This window comes from Polaromonas sp. (assembly GCF_012927455.1).
Taxonomy (GTDB): Bacteria; Pseudomonadota; Gammaproteobacteria; order Burkholderiales; family Burkholderiaceae_C; genus Polaromonas.
This window is the reverse complement of sequence record NZ_JABBPE010000015.1, coordinates 251,547-265,883: the sequence shown is the minus strand read 5'-3', so window position 1 is coordinate 265,883 and position 14,337 is coordinate 251,547. Positions and strand designations below refer to the sequence as shown.

14 protein-coding genes are annotated in these 14,337 nt (G+C 63.1%); 1 reads left to right on the top strand and 13 read right to left on the bottom strand.

The annotated features are described in order from the left end of the window. Positions 1–13: 13 nt before the first annotated feature. The 5 genes from HHJ18_RS13430 to HHJ18_RS13410 all read right to left on the bottom strand — a co-directional run bounded on the left by HHJ18_RS13430 (position 14) and on the right by HHJ18_RS13410 (position 4,258). Entirely contained in the window at positions 14–316 is a 303-nt protein-coding gene (locus HHJ18_RS13430) for a hypothetical protein (protein WP_296916044.1), read from the bottom strand. Continuing rightward, positions 313–1,008: a hypothetical protein gene (locus tag HHJ18_RS13425; RefSeq protein ID WP_296916613.1), complete on the bottom strand. Its 696-nt coding sequence runs from the start codon at positions 1,006–1,008 to the stop codon at positions 313–315. The genes HHJ18_RS13430 and HHJ18_RS13425 overlap by 4 nt, the downstream gene beginning before the upstream one ends. Positions 1,009–1,028: 20 nt before the next feature. Further along, the gene (locus HHJ18_RS13420; RefSeq protein ID WP_296916611.1) at positions 1,029–1,976 is read right to left on the bottom strand and encodes an MlaD family protein; all 948 of its coding nucleotides are present in this window, start codon (positions 1,974–1,976) and stop codon (positions 1,029–1,031) included. Between the two features lie 91 nt (positions 1,977–2,067). Further along, a complete protein-coding gene (locus HHJ18_RS13415; protein WP_296916043.1) occupies positions 2,068–2,871 on the bottom strand; it encodes an ABC transporter permease in 804 nt (267 codons plus the stop codon). 214 nt (positions 2,872–3,085) lie between these two features. Continuing rightward, the gene (locus HHJ18_RS13410) at positions 3,086–4,258 is read right to left on the bottom strand and encodes a PQQ-dependent sugar dehydrogenase (protein ID WP_296916041.1); all 1,173 of its coding nucleotides are present in this window, start codon (positions 4,256–4,258) and stop codon (positions 3,086–3,088) included. A gap of 258 nt (positions 4,259–4,516) precedes the next feature. On the opposite strand from HHJ18_RS13410, the gene HHJ18_RS13405 reads away from it, so the two are divergent. After that, a complete protein-coding gene (locus tag HHJ18_RS13405; RefSeq protein ID WP_296916040.1) occupies positions 4,517–5,164 on the top strand; it encodes a C40 family peptidase in 648 nt (215 codons plus the stop codon). Positions 5,165–5,335: 171 nt separating this feature from the next. Here the strand turns inward: HHJ18_RS13405 and HHJ18_RS13400 are convergent, their stop codons facing one another. The 8 genes from HHJ18_RS13400 to HHJ18_RS13365 all read right to left on the bottom strand — a co-directional run bounded on the left by HHJ18_RS13400 (position 5,336) and on the right by HHJ18_RS13365 (position 14,336). Beyond that, positions 5,336–6,715, bottom strand: a complete 1,380-nt coding sequence (locus HHJ18_RS13400) for an ATP-binding protein (RefSeq protein WP_296916610.1) — start codon at positions 6,713–6,715, stop codon at positions 5,336–5,338. Positions 6,716–6,720: 5 nt separating this feature from the next. Next, positions 6,721–7,392, bottom strand: a complete 672-nt coding sequence (locus HHJ18_RS13395) for a response regulator transcription factor (RefSeq protein ID WP_296916038.1) — start codon at positions 7,390–7,392, stop codon at positions 6,721–6,723. A gap of 27 nt (positions 7,393–7,419) precedes the next feature. After that, complete coding sequence (locus HHJ18_RS13390; RefSeq protein WP_296916036.1) at positions 7,420–8,178, bottom strand: cytochrome b/b6 domain-containing protein; 759 nt, start codon at positions 8,176–8,178, stop codon at positions 7,420–7,422. Continuing rightward, the gene (locus HHJ18_RS13385; RefSeq protein ID WP_296916035.1) at positions 8,147–8,632 is read right to left on the bottom strand and encodes a diheme cytochrome c; all 486 of its coding nucleotides are present in this window, start codon (positions 8,630–8,632) and stop codon (positions 8,147–8,149) included. Before HHJ18_RS13385 ends, HHJ18_RS13390 begins: the two co-directional genes overlap by 32 nt. Before the next feature lie 43 nt (positions 8,633–8,675). Further along, positions 8,676–9,095, bottom strand: a complete 420-nt coding sequence (locus tag HHJ18_RS13380; RefSeq protein ID WP_296916033.1) for a DUF1924 domain-containing protein — start codon at positions 9,093–9,095, stop codon at positions 8,676–8,678. A gap of 176 nt (positions 9,096–9,271) precedes the next feature. Beyond that, positions 9,272–10,972, bottom strand: a complete 1,701-nt coding sequence (locus tag HHJ18_RS13375) for a response regulator (RefSeq protein WP_296916032.1) — start codon at positions 10,970–10,972, stop codon at positions 9,272–9,274. Continuing rightward, positions 10,969–13,764: a response regulator gene (locus HHJ18_RS13370; RefSeq protein ID WP_296916031.1), complete on the bottom strand. Its 2,796-nt coding sequence runs from the start codon at positions 13,762–13,764 to the stop codon at positions 10,969–10,971. Before HHJ18_RS13370 ends, HHJ18_RS13375 begins: the two co-directional genes overlap by 4 nt. Further along, positions 13,761–14,336, bottom strand: a complete 576-nt coding sequence (locus HHJ18_RS13365) for a YfiR family protein (protein ID WP_296916029.1) — start codon at positions 14,334–14,336, stop codon at positions 13,761–13,763. The genes HHJ18_RS13370 and HHJ18_RS13365 overlap by 4 nt, the downstream gene beginning before the upstream one ends. Position 14,337: the final 1 nt, after the last annotated feature.

The window sequence follows — 14,337 nt, the reverse complement described above, 5'->3', positions numbered from 1 at the left end:
CCGTTCCTGGTGTTCAGCCGGTAATTTCAAACTGCGCATCGCCCATGTAACGGTTCGGCCCCAATGCCGCAGTGACGGCCGCCGCCTCTGCGGCCTGCCACTGGCTGAAGATTTCCAGCTCGCCCGGCGACAGTGCATCTTCGGGCGGCGTCTCGCTGTAGCTCGCGACTATCTTGAGGTAGGCGGCATAGACCGGCGCGACCAGGCTGGCGTCGCCCAGCTCGGCCTCCAGTGCCGCTTTGAAGCGCTGCTCTGCCGCCTGCAGTTCCTGAGGCGAGACGTCTTCAAAGGCAAAAAGCCTGAGGGTATAACTCACTTGCTTTCCTTCACTGCCTCTTTCGGCGGCAAAGCGCTGGCAGGCGCATGCTCGGCCAGCGCGATGCGCCGGCGCAGCCTGGCGGCCTCCTGGGCATCACCGCCCTGCTCGGCCCGCTGCGCCTGCAGGCCCAGCCAGGCCAGCAGCGGGCGACGCCAGCCCTGGCTTGAGGCGCTGTCAATCGCCTGCGCAATCACGGCCGGGCTGGCCTTGCCGCTTTGCAGCAACACCCCGGCCGCGACCAGTTGCGAAAGCGGATCGGCCATGCCCTTGACCGCGCCCGCGTTACCGGCGGCGGCGGCGCGTTGCTGGGGCGGTAGCAGCGCGATGCCCTGCGGCTGCAGCTGGCCACGCAGGTAGTCGGCATAGGCGCGCTCGGCGGGCGCGGCATCCTGGCGCAGTTTTTCAAAACCAGCGCAGGGCTCAAACACCAGACTGGCGACGCGGGTGGCGCAGTGCAGCAGCTCGGCCGTGGCCAGCAGGTCGGCGCGGCCGGTGCGCGAAAGTTGGCTGCGCGCGCGCGCCAGTTCGGCCAGCTCGACACGGCTGTTGCCTTCCATATAGGCGGCCACCGAACGCTCCATGGCGCCCTTGGCTTCGAGTTGCCAGTCAGGAGTCTTCGGGCCGCTGGCGCAGGCAGCCAGCAGTAGCGTGGTGGCAAGTGGAACGGCGAATTTCGTCACGGTGGGCATCATGGCGGTTTTGGCAGTCTTCATGGCAGCTTCAACTCGGCATCGCGGGCAAACGGCCATTTGCGGTTGATCTCATTGACCAGGCCTTCAACCTTGCGCAAACTGGCTTCCACTTCGCCGCGCAACGCGCCCAGGTCATTGGTGGCGTCCTTGGCGTTGGCACTGATGGCCTGCGCATCGACCAAAATGGCATCGACCTTTTTCAGGCTGGTGCGCGCCTCGCCCAGCATGGCGTTGAGCTGCACGATGGTGGCGCGGGTCTCGGGCATCACGCCCTTGGCGCCAAATACCTGGGTGTCGGCCTTGGCGGCTAGACCGTCTAGCCTGGCCAGCAGAGAGTTGGTGCGCTCCAGCGTGAGCGCCAGTTTTTTGGACTCCGCCTCGCTGCCGAGCAGTACCGTCAGCGCACCGCCCGGGCCGTTAAGCCGCCCGGTCAGGGTCTGCAAATTGGCCAGCATGGTGCCGACCGAGCCGCTGCTGCTGGTCAGGTTGCTCAAGTTCTCTATCAGGTCTTTGGCGGCCGAAATCACTTTGGGAATTTCCGCGCTGGCGTCGCCCTGAAGCACGCTGCGCACGGCGCCATCGGGCAGCAGCGGGTCATTGAGCAGCCCCGTGTAGGCACGGATGTTGGGGCCGCCGACAATGCCGCGCACCAGCGTGAAGATGCTGCTGGTGCGCAGCCAATGTGCGTCCTTGGCGGCAACGTCGACCAGAATGCGCGCCTTGCCGTCCTGCGCCAACTCGATGCGCCGTACCCGGCCGATCGGAAAACCGGCAAACGTCAAGTCCATGCCGACCACCACTCCCTCAGAGTCTTCCGCCACCAGCACCAGTCGCTGGGTCGACTCAAACGCGCCACGGGCGTACAGCACGTACAGCGCCGAGGCGCTCACCAGCAGCAGCATGAAGAGCAGCAGCAGCCTGGCCTTGAATTCCAGGTTGGCGCCCTGCGCAGGGGGAGCCGTCATGGCGTCAGGGCCAGCCGCAGGCGGCGTAGGCTGCGCTAAGGGGTCGCGGGGAGAACTCATGGGTGTGCGGTGTCCTGGGTCAAAGCTGGTGTCAATAATAGTTGCCGACCAGCGAGCTCACTTCAATCAGCAACACCACGGCAAACATGCGGACCAGCCCGCGCATTTCAGCGCTGGTGCGCAAGCTGGCGCCGCGCATGCCGTACAAGGCCGAGGCCATGGGAATCAGTGAGACGGCCAGGCAAAACAGCAGAGTCTTGAGGACGAAGATCAGCGTCACGGCGGGGCTGAACACCTGGCCAAACAGCCGGGTGTAGCCCGCCACGCCCGACAGCGTGAAGCCGAACACCGCCACATACGCCACCACCAGCGCCACCACACTGCTTAGCGTGGCCAGCGTTATGCCCGAAAACATGCCGGCGACGACGCGCGGCAGCACCTCGCGCCGCACCGGATCAATGCCGCGCGCGCGCATCTCGTCCAGCTCTCCGCTGGACTGCATGACGGTAAGTTCGGCGCCATCGGGAATGGTGCAGCGCAGCGCCACAAACAGCGCCGCCGTCAGCGGAATCAATTCAAGCACCAGCACGCGGATGACCACCTGCAGCCCGTACTGCGACAGGCCATAGCTCAGCGCCGTCACCATCACGATGCGCGTCAGCACCACCGTGATCAGGGCACTCAGCACGGTAAACCAGAGAAGAATCGGCGCGGTATTGACGTAGATGTGGCGCGCCAGCACCAGGCGACTCTCGCGGCTGTAGCTCGACGGCGACAGCGTCAGCACCAAAATCATGGCGCCCAGCTGAATCAGCCGCCACCACTCGACCAGCCAGTGCTGCGCGGCTTCGCCGGTCTGCGTCAGACGGCTTTGCAATGAATCCCTGTAAGTCATGCAGGCATGATAACTGTGGGCCTTGCCAAGGCCGGCTGCGCGCCGTCTTAAGCTCTGCAACGGCCTATCGGCGCGGCGCGCGCCAGCGCAAGCTCTCGGACGCTATAAAAATCATAGCTATTAGCGCCCATGGCTACTGGGCTTGCAGCCTGATTCATGCTTTATTTCGGCTGAAGTGCCGGGGCGCAATGGACTGGCCGCCTCCGGTGAATCGTCAGTTCGGCTGCAAACGTATCAGCTTGCCGTTGTTGCTATCGGTCAGCACATAAAGCAGACCATCGGGGCCCTGGCGCACGTCGCGAATGCGCTCGCCCAATTCGACAAGCAGCCGGCTTTCGCGAAGCACCTTGCCGCCAAAGGGCTGGGACAGTTCGATGCGGTTGAGGTAACTGAACTTGAGCGAGCCCACAAACAGATTGCCCTGCCAGGCCTTGCCATAGCGCTCGCTGGTTAGAAAGGCCATGCCCGAGGGTGCAATCGAGGGCACCCAGTAGTGCAGAGGCTGCTCCATGCCGCTCTGGCTGGTCAGGCCCGCACCGATTTTTCCGCCGCCGTAGTTTTCACCATAGGTGATCACCGGCCAGCCATAGTTGGCGCCAGGCTTGGGATTATTGATTTCGTCGCCACCCTGCGGCCCATGCTCGTGCATCCAGAGCCTGCCGTCGGGCGCCAGCACGGCGCCCTGGCCATTGCGGTGGCCGTAGCTCCAGATTTCCGGCAAGGCCCCGGCTTTGCCGACAAACGGATTGTCTGCAGGCACGGAACCATCCTTGTTGATGCGAACAATCTTGCCGTGGTGGTTGTCGAGCTTTTGCGCGTCTTCCTTGCGCGAAAAGCGATCGCCCAGCGTTAAAAACAGCTTGCCGTCGGGCTTGCCGTTGGCCCCAGGGCTACGGCTTTCGACAATACGGCAGCCAAAGTGCGCCGAGCTGGCAACTTTCGGCTTCTGGCTAAAAATAATCTTGAGGTCTTCCAGCCGGGCGTAGTCTGCGCTCAGGGTGGCGCGCGCCAGCGCCGTACTGTTGGCGCTGCCAACGGCTGCGGGTTCGGAAAAGCAGAAGTACAGCGCGCGGTTGCGGGCAAAGTCGCTGTCCGGCAGCACATCGAGCAAGCCGCCCTGCCCACCGGCGGCAATGTCGGGCAGGCCGCTGACGGGCTGGCCCAGCTGGCCGTCGGGCGCTATCACCCGAAGCCGGCCGGGGCGCTCGGTCACCAGAAAACGACCGTCGGGCAAAAAAGCCAAAGCCCAGGGGTTTTGCAGGCCGCTGGCGAGCGTTTCAGGACGCAGGGCCTGAACTTGAGCATGAACCTGGGCTAGCCCGGCGCACAGCACATTAGCTATCAAAATAATAGCTTGAAGCGCCCGTCTCCGTTGGGCTGAAGGCATATTTAGCTCCTTAAATGAATAGGCTGGGCGCCCATTTTGCAGTTTCAGGGTTTTAAAGCCGGAATATCCCATAAGCCGCTGACGGCTGCCTACGCCAGCGGATGCCCATTGGTGGCGTGGCAGTTCCCCGGCGGCGTTGCTACCAGCGACTAAATGCTCCGTTACGTATTAATTCATTAAAAATCAAAGGTTTACTCGTGAAATCAAGAAACCCTCTGAGCTTGACGTAGGACCAATCCTTCAAGTAAGCTTGCCGCCATGCGAACGATTGCCCCTACTCTCCTCATTGCTTCTGCTTTGCTTCTTGCAGCCAGCGCTCATGCAGCCCCCGGCAATTCTGGCGATGACATGGACAAAATGCTCACCGACAAAGGCTTTTTAACGCAAATCGACCAGGTTCGCCAAAGCGTGACACTGAAAGCGTCCGAATTGGTGGTGAACGCCATGGGCTTTCTGGGTGTGCCTTACAAACGCGGTGGCAACAACGCCGAAACCGGCTTTGACTGCAGCGGTTTTGTACGCGCCATCTACCAGCAAAGCGTGGGAATGCTGCTGCCGCGCCGCGCTGAGGAACAAGCGGCCGCCACCCAGCGCATCGAAAAAAACGAGCTGCAGCCCGGTGACCTGGTGTTTTTCAACACGTTGAGGCGCACCTTTAGCCATGTCGGCATTTATGTCGGTAACAACAAGTTCATTCACTCGCCCAAGCCCGGTGCCGAAGTGCGCGTTGAAAACATGGGCATCAGCTACTGGCAAACGCGCTTCAACGGGGCGCGCCGCGTTACCGCTGCGCAACCTGCAGCCACAGCACCAGCCGCCGCGCAGGCCTTACAGGCCGTTCCGCTAGCGGTGGCGCCTGTCGCTTCGCCTTTTTCGGCCTTTGCCGGCGATTCAGCGCTGCGCTAAGCAACCCGCTTGCCAGCCGGCCTCAAGCCGCCGAGCAGCAACCCTGTAGCACCTGACACTACGCATCTAACCCAGCGCTTTCTACTTTTTTTTGCTATATTTTTGATAGCTGCTTGCGCCCTTCCCTATTGGGCTAGAGGCATATTTCGTGGGTAAAACCGGCCAGGAAGGTCACGCCGCCGCAACGCTGGACTGGCAGCGCACGCGAACGGCCAGGCCGCCCAGCGCCACCGAGCGCTCAATCTGAAGGTCCATATGGTGCACGGCAGCGATGCGCCGCACGATGGACCAGCCCAGTCCGCTGCCGCTATCCAAGCTGCCAACTACCCTGAAGAAGCGCTCACCAAGTCTTTGGCGATCGGCCTCGGTCAGACCGGGCCCGCTGTCTTCAATGCTTAAGACCACCTGCCCGCTCTCCCCGCTTTGCCCTTCCACGGCCTGCAGGCTTACCTTTATGCGCGCCGACGGCGGGCTGTAGCGCACGGCGTTGTCGACCAGATTGCGCACCAGCACGGCCAGCAGCGTCTCGTTGCCGGCAACGCTGCAGGGCTCCAGGGCATCGAAGTCCAGCGTCTGGTTTTTGCCGATGGCCTTGGGCGCCAGTTCGGCCACGACACGCTGGGTCAGTGCGCGCAGATCGACGGCAGCCAGGTCGGGAGCCGCAACGGCTTCGAGCCGCGACAGGGTCAGTAATTGATCGACCAGCCGGGTGGCGCGGTCGCAGCCGTCCAGCGTGAATTGCAGCGCGTGTAGTCGCAAGGCTTGGTCGGTCTCGCCGAGTGCCACCTGCGCCTGAATACGGATCGCAGCGATCGGCGTGCGCAGCTCGTGCGCGGCATCTGCCGTGAACCGGCGTTCGGATTCGAGCAGTGTGCCAATACGCTCGAACAGCGCATTGAGTGCGCTGACCATAGGGGCCATTTCCGAGGGTGCGCCGTCCAGCGCGACCGGGTGCAGCGCCTGCGCCTGGCGCTCGGCCAGCGCACTGCCAAGCCGGCGCAGCGGCGCCACCCCCAGGTAGACCGCCCACCACACGGTGAGCGCCAGCAGCGGCAGCGCCACGGCCATCGGCCACAGCGTGCTGCGCAGCACGGCCCACAAAATGGCGGCGCGCGAACTCGCCTGCTCGCCCACGTACACCTGCACGTCGCGCTTTGCGCCGCTGGTGGCAAACACGCGCCACGCCGTGCCGGCGATTTGCACGGTGTCAAAACCCGCCTCGAAACCCTTGCCGGGCTTGACCATGGGAAGCGTGGGCGCGTTGGCCGAGCGCAAGGTCAGCCGTCCTTCGTGGAAAACCTGGAACGCCACCTTGGGCGCATAGCGGTGCAACGTCGGTGCGTCGACGCCGCGGTCATCTTCCTCATCAATTTCCTGTGCCTGCTGAACCACCAGCAGCGCGGCCGCCTGTGCCAGGTGCCCGTCCAGCAGTTCGTCGAGCTCATGGCTTGCATCCAGCCAGGTCAGCGCGGCGGTGGCCAGCCAGACCAGCACCACCAAGGAAAGCACCAGTACCAGCAGCCGGCCTTGCAGTGAACGCGGCGGCTTCATCAGCCTCATGATTTAGGTGCGTCGCGCTGCAGCATGTAGCCAACGCCGCGCACCGTGTGGATCAGCGCGGCGCCCAGCTTGCGCCGCAGATTGTGGATATGCACCTCTACCGCGTTGCTTTCCACCTCCTGGCCCCAGCTGTAGAGTTGCTGCTCGAGCTGTTCACGCGAGAGCACGCGGTCGGCGCGCAGCATGAAGGCTTGCAGCAGGTCAAACTCCCGGGTTGACAGCACCACCAGCTCGCCGGCCTTGCGCACTGAGCGCGCTGCCGGGTCGAGCACCACATCCTGCGCGCTCAGGCATTCCTGCGGCTGACCGGCCGCGCGCCGCACCAGCGCACGCAGCCGCGCCGCCAGCTCATGCAGATCCACCGGTTTGACCACGTAGTCGTCGGCGCCCGCGTCAAGCCCGCGAATGCGCTCGGGCACCGCATCGCGCGCGGTCAGCACCAGCACCGGCGTCAGGATACCGGCGCGGCGAATGGCCGCCAGCACATCCAACCCGTCTTTGCGCGGCAGCCCCAGATCGAGCACGCAGGCGGCATAGGCCTGGCCCTGCAGCTCGCGTTCCGCAGCCTCGCCATCGCGCACCCAATCGACCTGAAAGCCAAGCTGTTTGAGCCCCGCGCGCAGGCCATCGCCTAGCAGCGGGTCGTCTTCGGCAAGCAGGATACGCATAGCAGCGATTGTCCCATGCAGGTCTGCTCAGTCGCCATCGCGAGCAGACTTGCCCTGCTGCGTCGCTGCAGCGGACCGCTCCTCAGGACCATTGCCCGAAGGCGCGCCCTGCCACTGCTGCCACCAAAAACCCAGCACCGCCACCAGCATCAGCGCGGCCACGCTGCGCCAGGCGCGACGAATCCCCTCTTCAGGCGTGCCGAGCTTGCGACCACTCAGCATGGCGAGCGCCAGGTTCTCGCGATGCAGCCAGCTGGAAAGTACAACGCCGACTATGTGCAAGCCGACGACGGCCAGCATCAGGTTGGCCGCTGCCTCATGGATGTCTTCCAGCCAATTGCCGCCAACTTCGTTGTAGCTGGCCCAGCCCGACGCGGCGACGCCCAGCGTCAGCGCCAGTAACGCGACGATGGCCAGCGCACCGGCCGGGTTGTGCCCGGCATGGTGCTCAGGTTGGCCGCGCAACAGGGCACCCAAGTAGCGCCCCACCGCTTTGGGGCCGCGCACAAAGCTTGCAAAGCGCGCGTAGCGCGTGCCCAGCAGGCCCCACAAAATGCGAAAAACCACCAGGCCCGCCATGGTGTAGCCCAGCGTCACATGCAGCAAACGCCAGCGTTCACTTTCGGCGCTCAGGTAAGCACCGGCAAAGCTCAGCACCATGAGCCAGTGAAAGACCCGCACCGGTGCATCCCAGACCAGGATCTTGCGGCCGGCTGGCGAACTCGCCGGCGTATTGAGCGGCGTATCGAGCGGATTACTTGCGGGGAATGCGGACTTTGTCTTCATTGAAATCTCCCTGGTTGGCGCCGTTGTGGCAGGCGACGCAATTGGCAGCGCTCTTGACGGCCGGCAGCTTCCAGCTGGCGGCGGACACTTCATCGTGCTCGCGGATGAACCACGTCGAGCGCGTGATGCGGTCTTGCGGCGGCTCTTCGCGCACGCGTTTGGTGTTGCCGGCGTTCGCGCTCAGCCAGCGCTGCAGTTCCTGCATTGTTGGCGCATCAAGCGAAGCATCGGTGCCGTAGTGGCTGTCCAGCTTGCTCATGAGCCGATTCCATGAGGCCGCTGGCAGCATGCCGGGCGGGTAGGCCACATGGCAAGCGCCGCACTCCTGCTGGTACTTCGGCAGCAGCGGCGCCGTGCGCTGGTTGCCTTCGGCGTGAGCCGAGTGGCTGAAGGCGGCGACCGCGATCAGGCCGAACAAGACCTGATAGACGGTGGCGTGAAGTTGAATCGACATGATTTTTATCCTTGGAGTTGTAGCGTGAAAGAAAGACGGCACATCAACGCTTGAGCGTCATCAGCCAGCTCAAAACATCGGCCTTTTCAACGGCCGAGCACTCGCGGCCCACCACGTCATTGCAGTTGCGGCGAAACCATTTCTCGGTCTTGGCCGCGTCGGTAAAACGTTCTGCGCTGAAGGCCGGCGCCAACGCGGTAATGGGCTTGCCGGTAGCCGCGTGCTTGCCGCCCTGCGTGGGCACGGCGCCATGGCATGACGAGCAGCTCCACTCCTTGCCGTGGCGTGTCGTAAAAAACTGCTGGCCGCGTGCTGGCACGGCCGGCGCGCCCGCTTGGGCGGTGTAGCCCGACAGCAGTTCAGCCGGAGCGGCGGCGTGGGCGGGAACCAAAGCGGCGCCAGCCAGCGCTGCCAAAGTAAGGAGAGATCGCAGCGGGGATCGGACTTGCGCTGACAGCTTCATGGTGACGCCTTGGTTGGTGATGGCTCCATGATGCTGGCGGCGTCTTAGCGCTTTCTTAAACGCGGATGCGCTTCTTTCAGATGCCGTTCAACCACCCTTCAGACGCAGTAAAGCTGCGGCGGCCAGGACGCAGGCGTCGCCATCCGCCATCGCGCGTAAAAAACGCAAAAGTGCGGCTAGGCCAAGTAATCGGCTGGCTCGGCTTCAGCGCCCACCGGCTTGCTTGCAGCGCGAGCGAGCCATTTCAGGACGATGGAAAAAAAAGCTTCGTGGTTAAACGGCTTGGAGATGAAGTCGTTCATGCCTGCATCCATGCAGCGTTCCATGTCCTTGGCAAACACGTTCGCCGTCATGGCCACGATGGGCACCTGCCTGCCCTTGGCCGAGGCCCGAATGATTCGGGTGGCGTCTACGCCGCCCATCTTCGGCATCTGCATGTCCATGAGTATCAGCGCGTAGTCACCGCGTGCCGCCATTTCAACCGCGCTGACGCCGTCCTCGGCGAAGTCAATGGTCAATCCGGCTTCTTCCAGCAAGATGCACGCAATCTCCTGATTCAGCAAATCGTCCTCGACCAGCAAAATTCGACGGCGTGCGAAGTCCCGCTTCAGCACCTGCTCGGCTAAAGCATCACTCGGCTCGCTGGTATTGGCTATCACGCAGGCCCTGCTCTTCTTGAGCCGTACCGTGAACCAGAACGTGCTTCCAGCGCCCAGCACGCTCTCAACGCCCGCTGTGCCGCCCATGAGTTCAGCCAGACGCCGGGTAATGATTAGTCCAAGGCCGCTGCCTCCGTACTTGCGCGTCGTTGAATTGTCGGCCTGCTCGAAGGCGAAAAACAGCTTGCCCAAAGTGTCCGGGGCAATGCCGATGCCAGTGTCCTGAACCTCGAAACGCACCAGCACGCTGTCGTCGGACGCGCCCTCCACCCTGCTGCGCAAATGAATGGTTCCAGCTTCGGTAAATTTGATGGCGTTGGTCAGGTAGTTCAGCAGCGCCTGCTGTAGCCGGGCGGCGTCGCCCAGCAAGAGCTGCGGCAGCGACTCGGTCTCAACAACTAGCGACAGGCCTTTCTCTTGCGCAGCAGTGACAAGCATGGAAGCTACTTTAGAGGTGATGGCCCCAACGTCAACCGCGGTTTCCTCCATGACAACCCCGCCGGCTTCGATTTTGGAGACATCCAAAATGGCGTTGATGACTTCCAGCAGATGCTGGCCCGAAGCATCAATCTTGTCGAGCTTTAAGGACTGCGCAGGTGTGACACCGGCGCGCCGCATCAGCTGCGCCATGCCGCTGATGGCGTTCATCGGCGTACGAATTTCATGGCTCATGTTGGCAAGAAAAGAGCTCTTGGCCACGTTGGCGGCTTCGGCGGCTTGCTTGGCGTGGGTAAGCTCGCGGGTTCGCGCTTCGACCAGCTGTTCGAGGTGGTCGCGGTGTTGATGCAGCTCCGCCTCGGCCAGCTTGCTGCGCGCATTGGCCTCACTCAGGTCGGACAAGGCACGCGACGCACGCAGAAAATAGTGAGCGCGATGACCGAGGAGCGCCCAGTTAATGGGCTTGGCGATGAAATCGGTGGCCCCCGACTGAAAGCTTGCCTCCACTGACTTGACATCGTCCATGCCCGTCACCATGACGATAGGCAGATATTCACCACCCTGAGCGCGCAATGCCGTGCAAACGTCTATTCCGCTCATGCCTGGCATGTCCACATCGAGCATGACCAGGTCAAACGAGTCACCAGCAAACTGGCGCAACGCGTCGGCGCCATCCACCGCCAGCCGGACATCGAAACCAGTTTGTTGCAGCGCAGCGCGCATCAGCAGCCGCGCCGTTGGGTCGTCGTCAACCACCAGGATTTTCGCAAAAGTAGTCATGTGGCCGTTTCCTCCAAAATTTCGTGAATACGCGCCACGGCCTGCTCATGTGCTTGGCGCAGCGGATCGAGCAGCGCGGGCGCCGCGTTGACTTTTTGCTCTCGCCCGAGCAGCTCTAGCTGACCATAAAAGTCCGAAAGCGTCTGGGCTCCGACGTTGGCCGCCGCTGATTTGAGCGTGTGCGCCGCTGCAGCCAAGGCCTTGCTGTCGGCGGCGAGCACGGCGTTTTCAACGCTGCGAAGGCCCGGTTGCGCCATCGTCAGAAAGGTTTGCAGCAGCTCTGCCGCCAACCCACCGCTTCCGTGCGGATCGAACTCGCGCAATGCCTCAAGCGTGGCCGGGTTGATGGCCGGCGTCTTGGGCGAAGCTGCTTGGGCCACCGATACCGCGGCGGGCACGGCAGGCAACGCGGCTGCGCTCGCGGCAAGCACTGCAGGGGGCTGCGGCAGCCAGCTCGCCAGCATGGCGCGCAATTGCGCCAAGGTAAAGGGCTTGGCAAGAAAATCGTTCATGCCGGCGTCCAGGCACTTTTGCTTGTCGCCCTGCATCGTGTTGGCCGTCAAGGCAACGATGGGCAGGCCTTCGCCACGCCCGTCGGGCAAGTTACGGATGGCGGCGGTGGCCTGGTAGCCGTCCATCACCGGCATCTGGCAGTCCATCAACACCAGGTCGAAATCAGATTGACGTGCCAGCTCGACAGCCTCCAGGCCGTCGCCGGCCTGGGCAACCTGCAAACCCAGTTTGCGCAGCATGGCAAGGGCCAGGTTCTGATTGACCGGGTTGTCCTCCACCAATAAAACGCTGCCCCTCATCAATGCCGCAACATGCGCTGGCGTTGACTTACTGGGCGTTGCCTGCGTTGGGACGGCGGCCACGGTGTCGCTGAGGACGCGAAACAGCTCGGCGCGGCGGATCGGCTTGTTCACATAGCGCAAGATGCCCGCCTTGCTGTGTGCCTGCCGGTCAGCGCTGGCGTAGGTCGATGAGAGCATCAACAGGCGCGTCACCTTGAGTTCGGGCCGTGCCTGGATGGCGCAAGCCAGCTGCAATCCGTCCATCCCGGGCATGTGCATGTCCAAAACAGCGACCTCGAAGGGCTGGTCATGGTGTGCCGCCAACGCCAGCAGGCGCAGCGCTTCATCGCCGCTGGCTGCGCATTGCACTTGCATGTGCCAGCGCGTGAGTTGCTGCTGCAGGATTTGCCGGTTGGTCTGGTTGTCTTCCACCACCAACACGCGCACGCCTTCAAGTATCTTTGACTCGGGGGCCTGCGCGGGCAAGCTGACTCCCCTGGGCAGACGCAGCTCGACGAAGAACCGCGCGCCTTGTCCCGAGGTGCTCTCCACGCGAATGCTGCCGCCCATCAGTGCCAGCAGCCGCTTGCAGATCGCCAGGCCCAGACCCGAGCCACCGAACTCTCGGGTGGTGCTGCCATCGGCCTGCGAGAATTGCTCGAAGATCTGGCCGTGCACCTCGGGAGCGATGCCGATGCCCGTGTCTTCGACGGACAGCCTGATGCCGACATCGGTGTCGGTGACCGCGTCGAATTCGACCCGCACCAACACCTCGCCTGCCTTGGTGAACTTGACTGCATTGCCAATCAGGTTGGCCAGCACCTGACGCAGCCGAAACGGGTCGCCACGCACGCCCCTGACGGTGCTGTCAGGCGGGAACTGAACCGCAAGTTCGAGCCCTTTGCGCTCGGCCTCCTGGGTGAACATGGCCAGCGCCTCGTCCACCAGTTCGGCCAGGTCAAAGTCAACCGACTCCAGCTGCAATTGTCCGGACTCGGTTTTGGAGAAGTCCAAAATATCGTTGAGCACGCTCAGCAAGTGCCGCCCGGATGTCTGAACCTCCTCAGTCCACTGGCGCTGCTGCGGGTTGAGTTCAGTGTCGAGCAGCAATTCATTCATGCCGAGCACGCCATTCATGGGAGTGCGGATTTCGTGGCTCATGGTTGCCAGAAACTCGCTCTTGGCGCGGCTGGCCGTTTCAGCCGCGTCTTTTGCCGCAAGCAAATCCACGGTGCGCCGGCTCACCTCTTCTTCCAGGTGCTCACGGTGCGCTTCAAGGCTGGCGTCGCGTTGCTGGATCTGCTCGAGCATGCGGTTAAAACCCTGGGCCAGCAGTTCAAGCTCCGAGATGTTGCTGGACCGCGCGCGCAGTCCATAGTCGGCATCCATTGAAACCCGTTGCGTGATTCGATTCAGCTCCACCAGCGGCTTCAAGACCGAGACATTGAGCCGTTTCACCAGCGCGCGGTTGGCCAGCAGAGCCAGCAGCGCAGCGCCCAGCGCCGCCAGCAACTGCCACAGCGTCTGCCAATAAAGCTGCGCCAGGCCGACTCTCAAATGGACAGTGCCGCGCAACTGCCCCGCGAAAACAATCTGCTCAACCACCTCAAGGTAGGCCGGGCCGACCGTTTGGCTTGGGGCCATCGATGCCGGAGACCCGTCGATCGACCTGTGCGTGTGGCGCTGGTAGTTCGCCAAGACCGTTTGCTGCACCGTGTAAAGAGCAGCGCTGTGCACTTGCGGCAAGTTGCGCAGTGGCTGCAGCAACAGGTCGGCCGCACTGGCATCGTTGAACATCATCGGGGCGGCCGCACCCTCGGCCAGCACCCTGGCTTGCAGGCGGCTGCTGTCCAGCAGACCGAACAGACCGAGCGTGAAGCTGCTGCAGACAACGATCACCAACATGATCGCAATGGAGACCCCCAGCGTGATGCGGTTGATCCGAAGCAGCCGCTCGCCCAGCGTGGTTCGTCCCGTAGCGACCGTGGCTTGCGTCATTGAATGACCTCCGTGGCCAGGCTCAGCATTCTGGCGCTGAGTTTGAGACCGGCACTGCGCGCTGTGACCAGGTTGGCTTCAAACGTAACGCGCCCCTGCGCCAGCTTCATGTTGAGGGCTGCGCCCAGGCGCGCGGCCCCTGGGCTGTCGGCCACGACCAGCACCGGCAAGCCACGCAGCGTGTCGAGCAGTCGAGGTAGTTGATCGATGTCAGCACCGGCAATGAAAACGATCTGGCAGCCTTGCAGGGCCGCTGGGCTGCTCTTGCGGTGCACAGCGAGCGTGCGCGATCCTGTGGCCTTGCCGTTCAGCCCGTCAATTTCCACGCCGAATGGATCGCGGCCGTAAATGCACAGGTTGAGCAGACTGCCCAACTGCGGCGGCCACTCGGTGAATGCTGCAAAGTTGTAGAGAAACGCAGCCTTCAGCTGGTACTCCGAGAACTCCTGGCTGCTGGCCGGGGGGGAAAAGCAAAAGCACATCAGGCCAAACCCCAGAAAGCGCCAGTACCAGCGTTTCTGCCAGGGTGGCGGGCCGGGGTGCAGCCCTGCGATGGCGTTGAGTGGTTTCATC

Coding starts and splice junctions, on each gene's coding strand:
- HHJ18_RS13405 (WP_296916040.1), top strand. CDS start 4,517: ATGCGAACGATTGCCCCTACTCTCCTCATTGCTTCTGCTTTGCTTCTT.
- HHJ18_RS13415 (WP_296916043.1), bottom strand. CDS start 2,871: ATGACTTACAGGGATTCATTGCAAAGCCGTCTGACGCAGACCGGCGAA.
- HHJ18_RS13390 (WP_296916036.1), bottom strand. CDS start 8,178: ATGAAGACAAAGTCCGCATTCCCCGCAAGTAATCCGCTCGATACGCCG.
- HHJ18_RS13400 (WP_296916610.1), bottom strand. CDS start 6,715: ATGAAGCCGCCGCGTTCACTGCAAGGCCGGCTGCTGGTACTGGTGCTT.
- HHJ18_RS13410 (WP_296916041.1), bottom strand. CDS start 4,258: ATGCCTTCAGCCCAACGGAGACGGGCGCTTCAAGCTATTATTTTGATA.
- HHJ18_RS13395 (WP_296916038.1), bottom strand. CDS start 7,392: ATGCGTATCCTGCTTGCCGAAGACGACCCGCTGCTAGGCGATGGCCTG.
- HHJ18_RS13425 (WP_296916613.1), bottom strand. CDS start 1,008: ATGCCCACCGTGACGAAATTCGCCGTTCCACTTGCCACCACGCTACTG.
- HHJ18_RS13380 (WP_296916033.1), bottom strand. CDS start 9,095: ATGAAGCTGTCAGCGCAAGTCCGATCCCCGCTGCGATCTCTCCTTACT.
- HHJ18_RS13370 (WP_296916031.1), bottom strand. CDS start 13,764: ATGACGCAAGCCACGGTCGCTACGGGACGAACCACGCTGGGCGAGCGG.
- HHJ18_RS13385 (WP_296916035.1), bottom strand. CDS start 8,632: ATGTCGATTCAACTTCACGCCACCGTCTATCAGGTCTTGTTCGGCCTG.
- HHJ18_RS13375 (WP_296916032.1), bottom strand. CDS start 10,972: ATGACTACTTTTGCGAAAATCCTGGTGGTTGACGACGACCCAACGGCG.
- HHJ18_RS13365 (WP_296916029.1), bottom strand. CDS start 14,336: ATGAAACCACTCAACGCCATCGCAGGGCTGCACCCCGGCCCGCCACCC.
- HHJ18_RS13420 (WP_296916611.1), bottom strand. CDS start 1,976: ATGACGGCTCCCCCTGCGCAGGGCGCCAACCTGGAATTCAAGGCCAGG.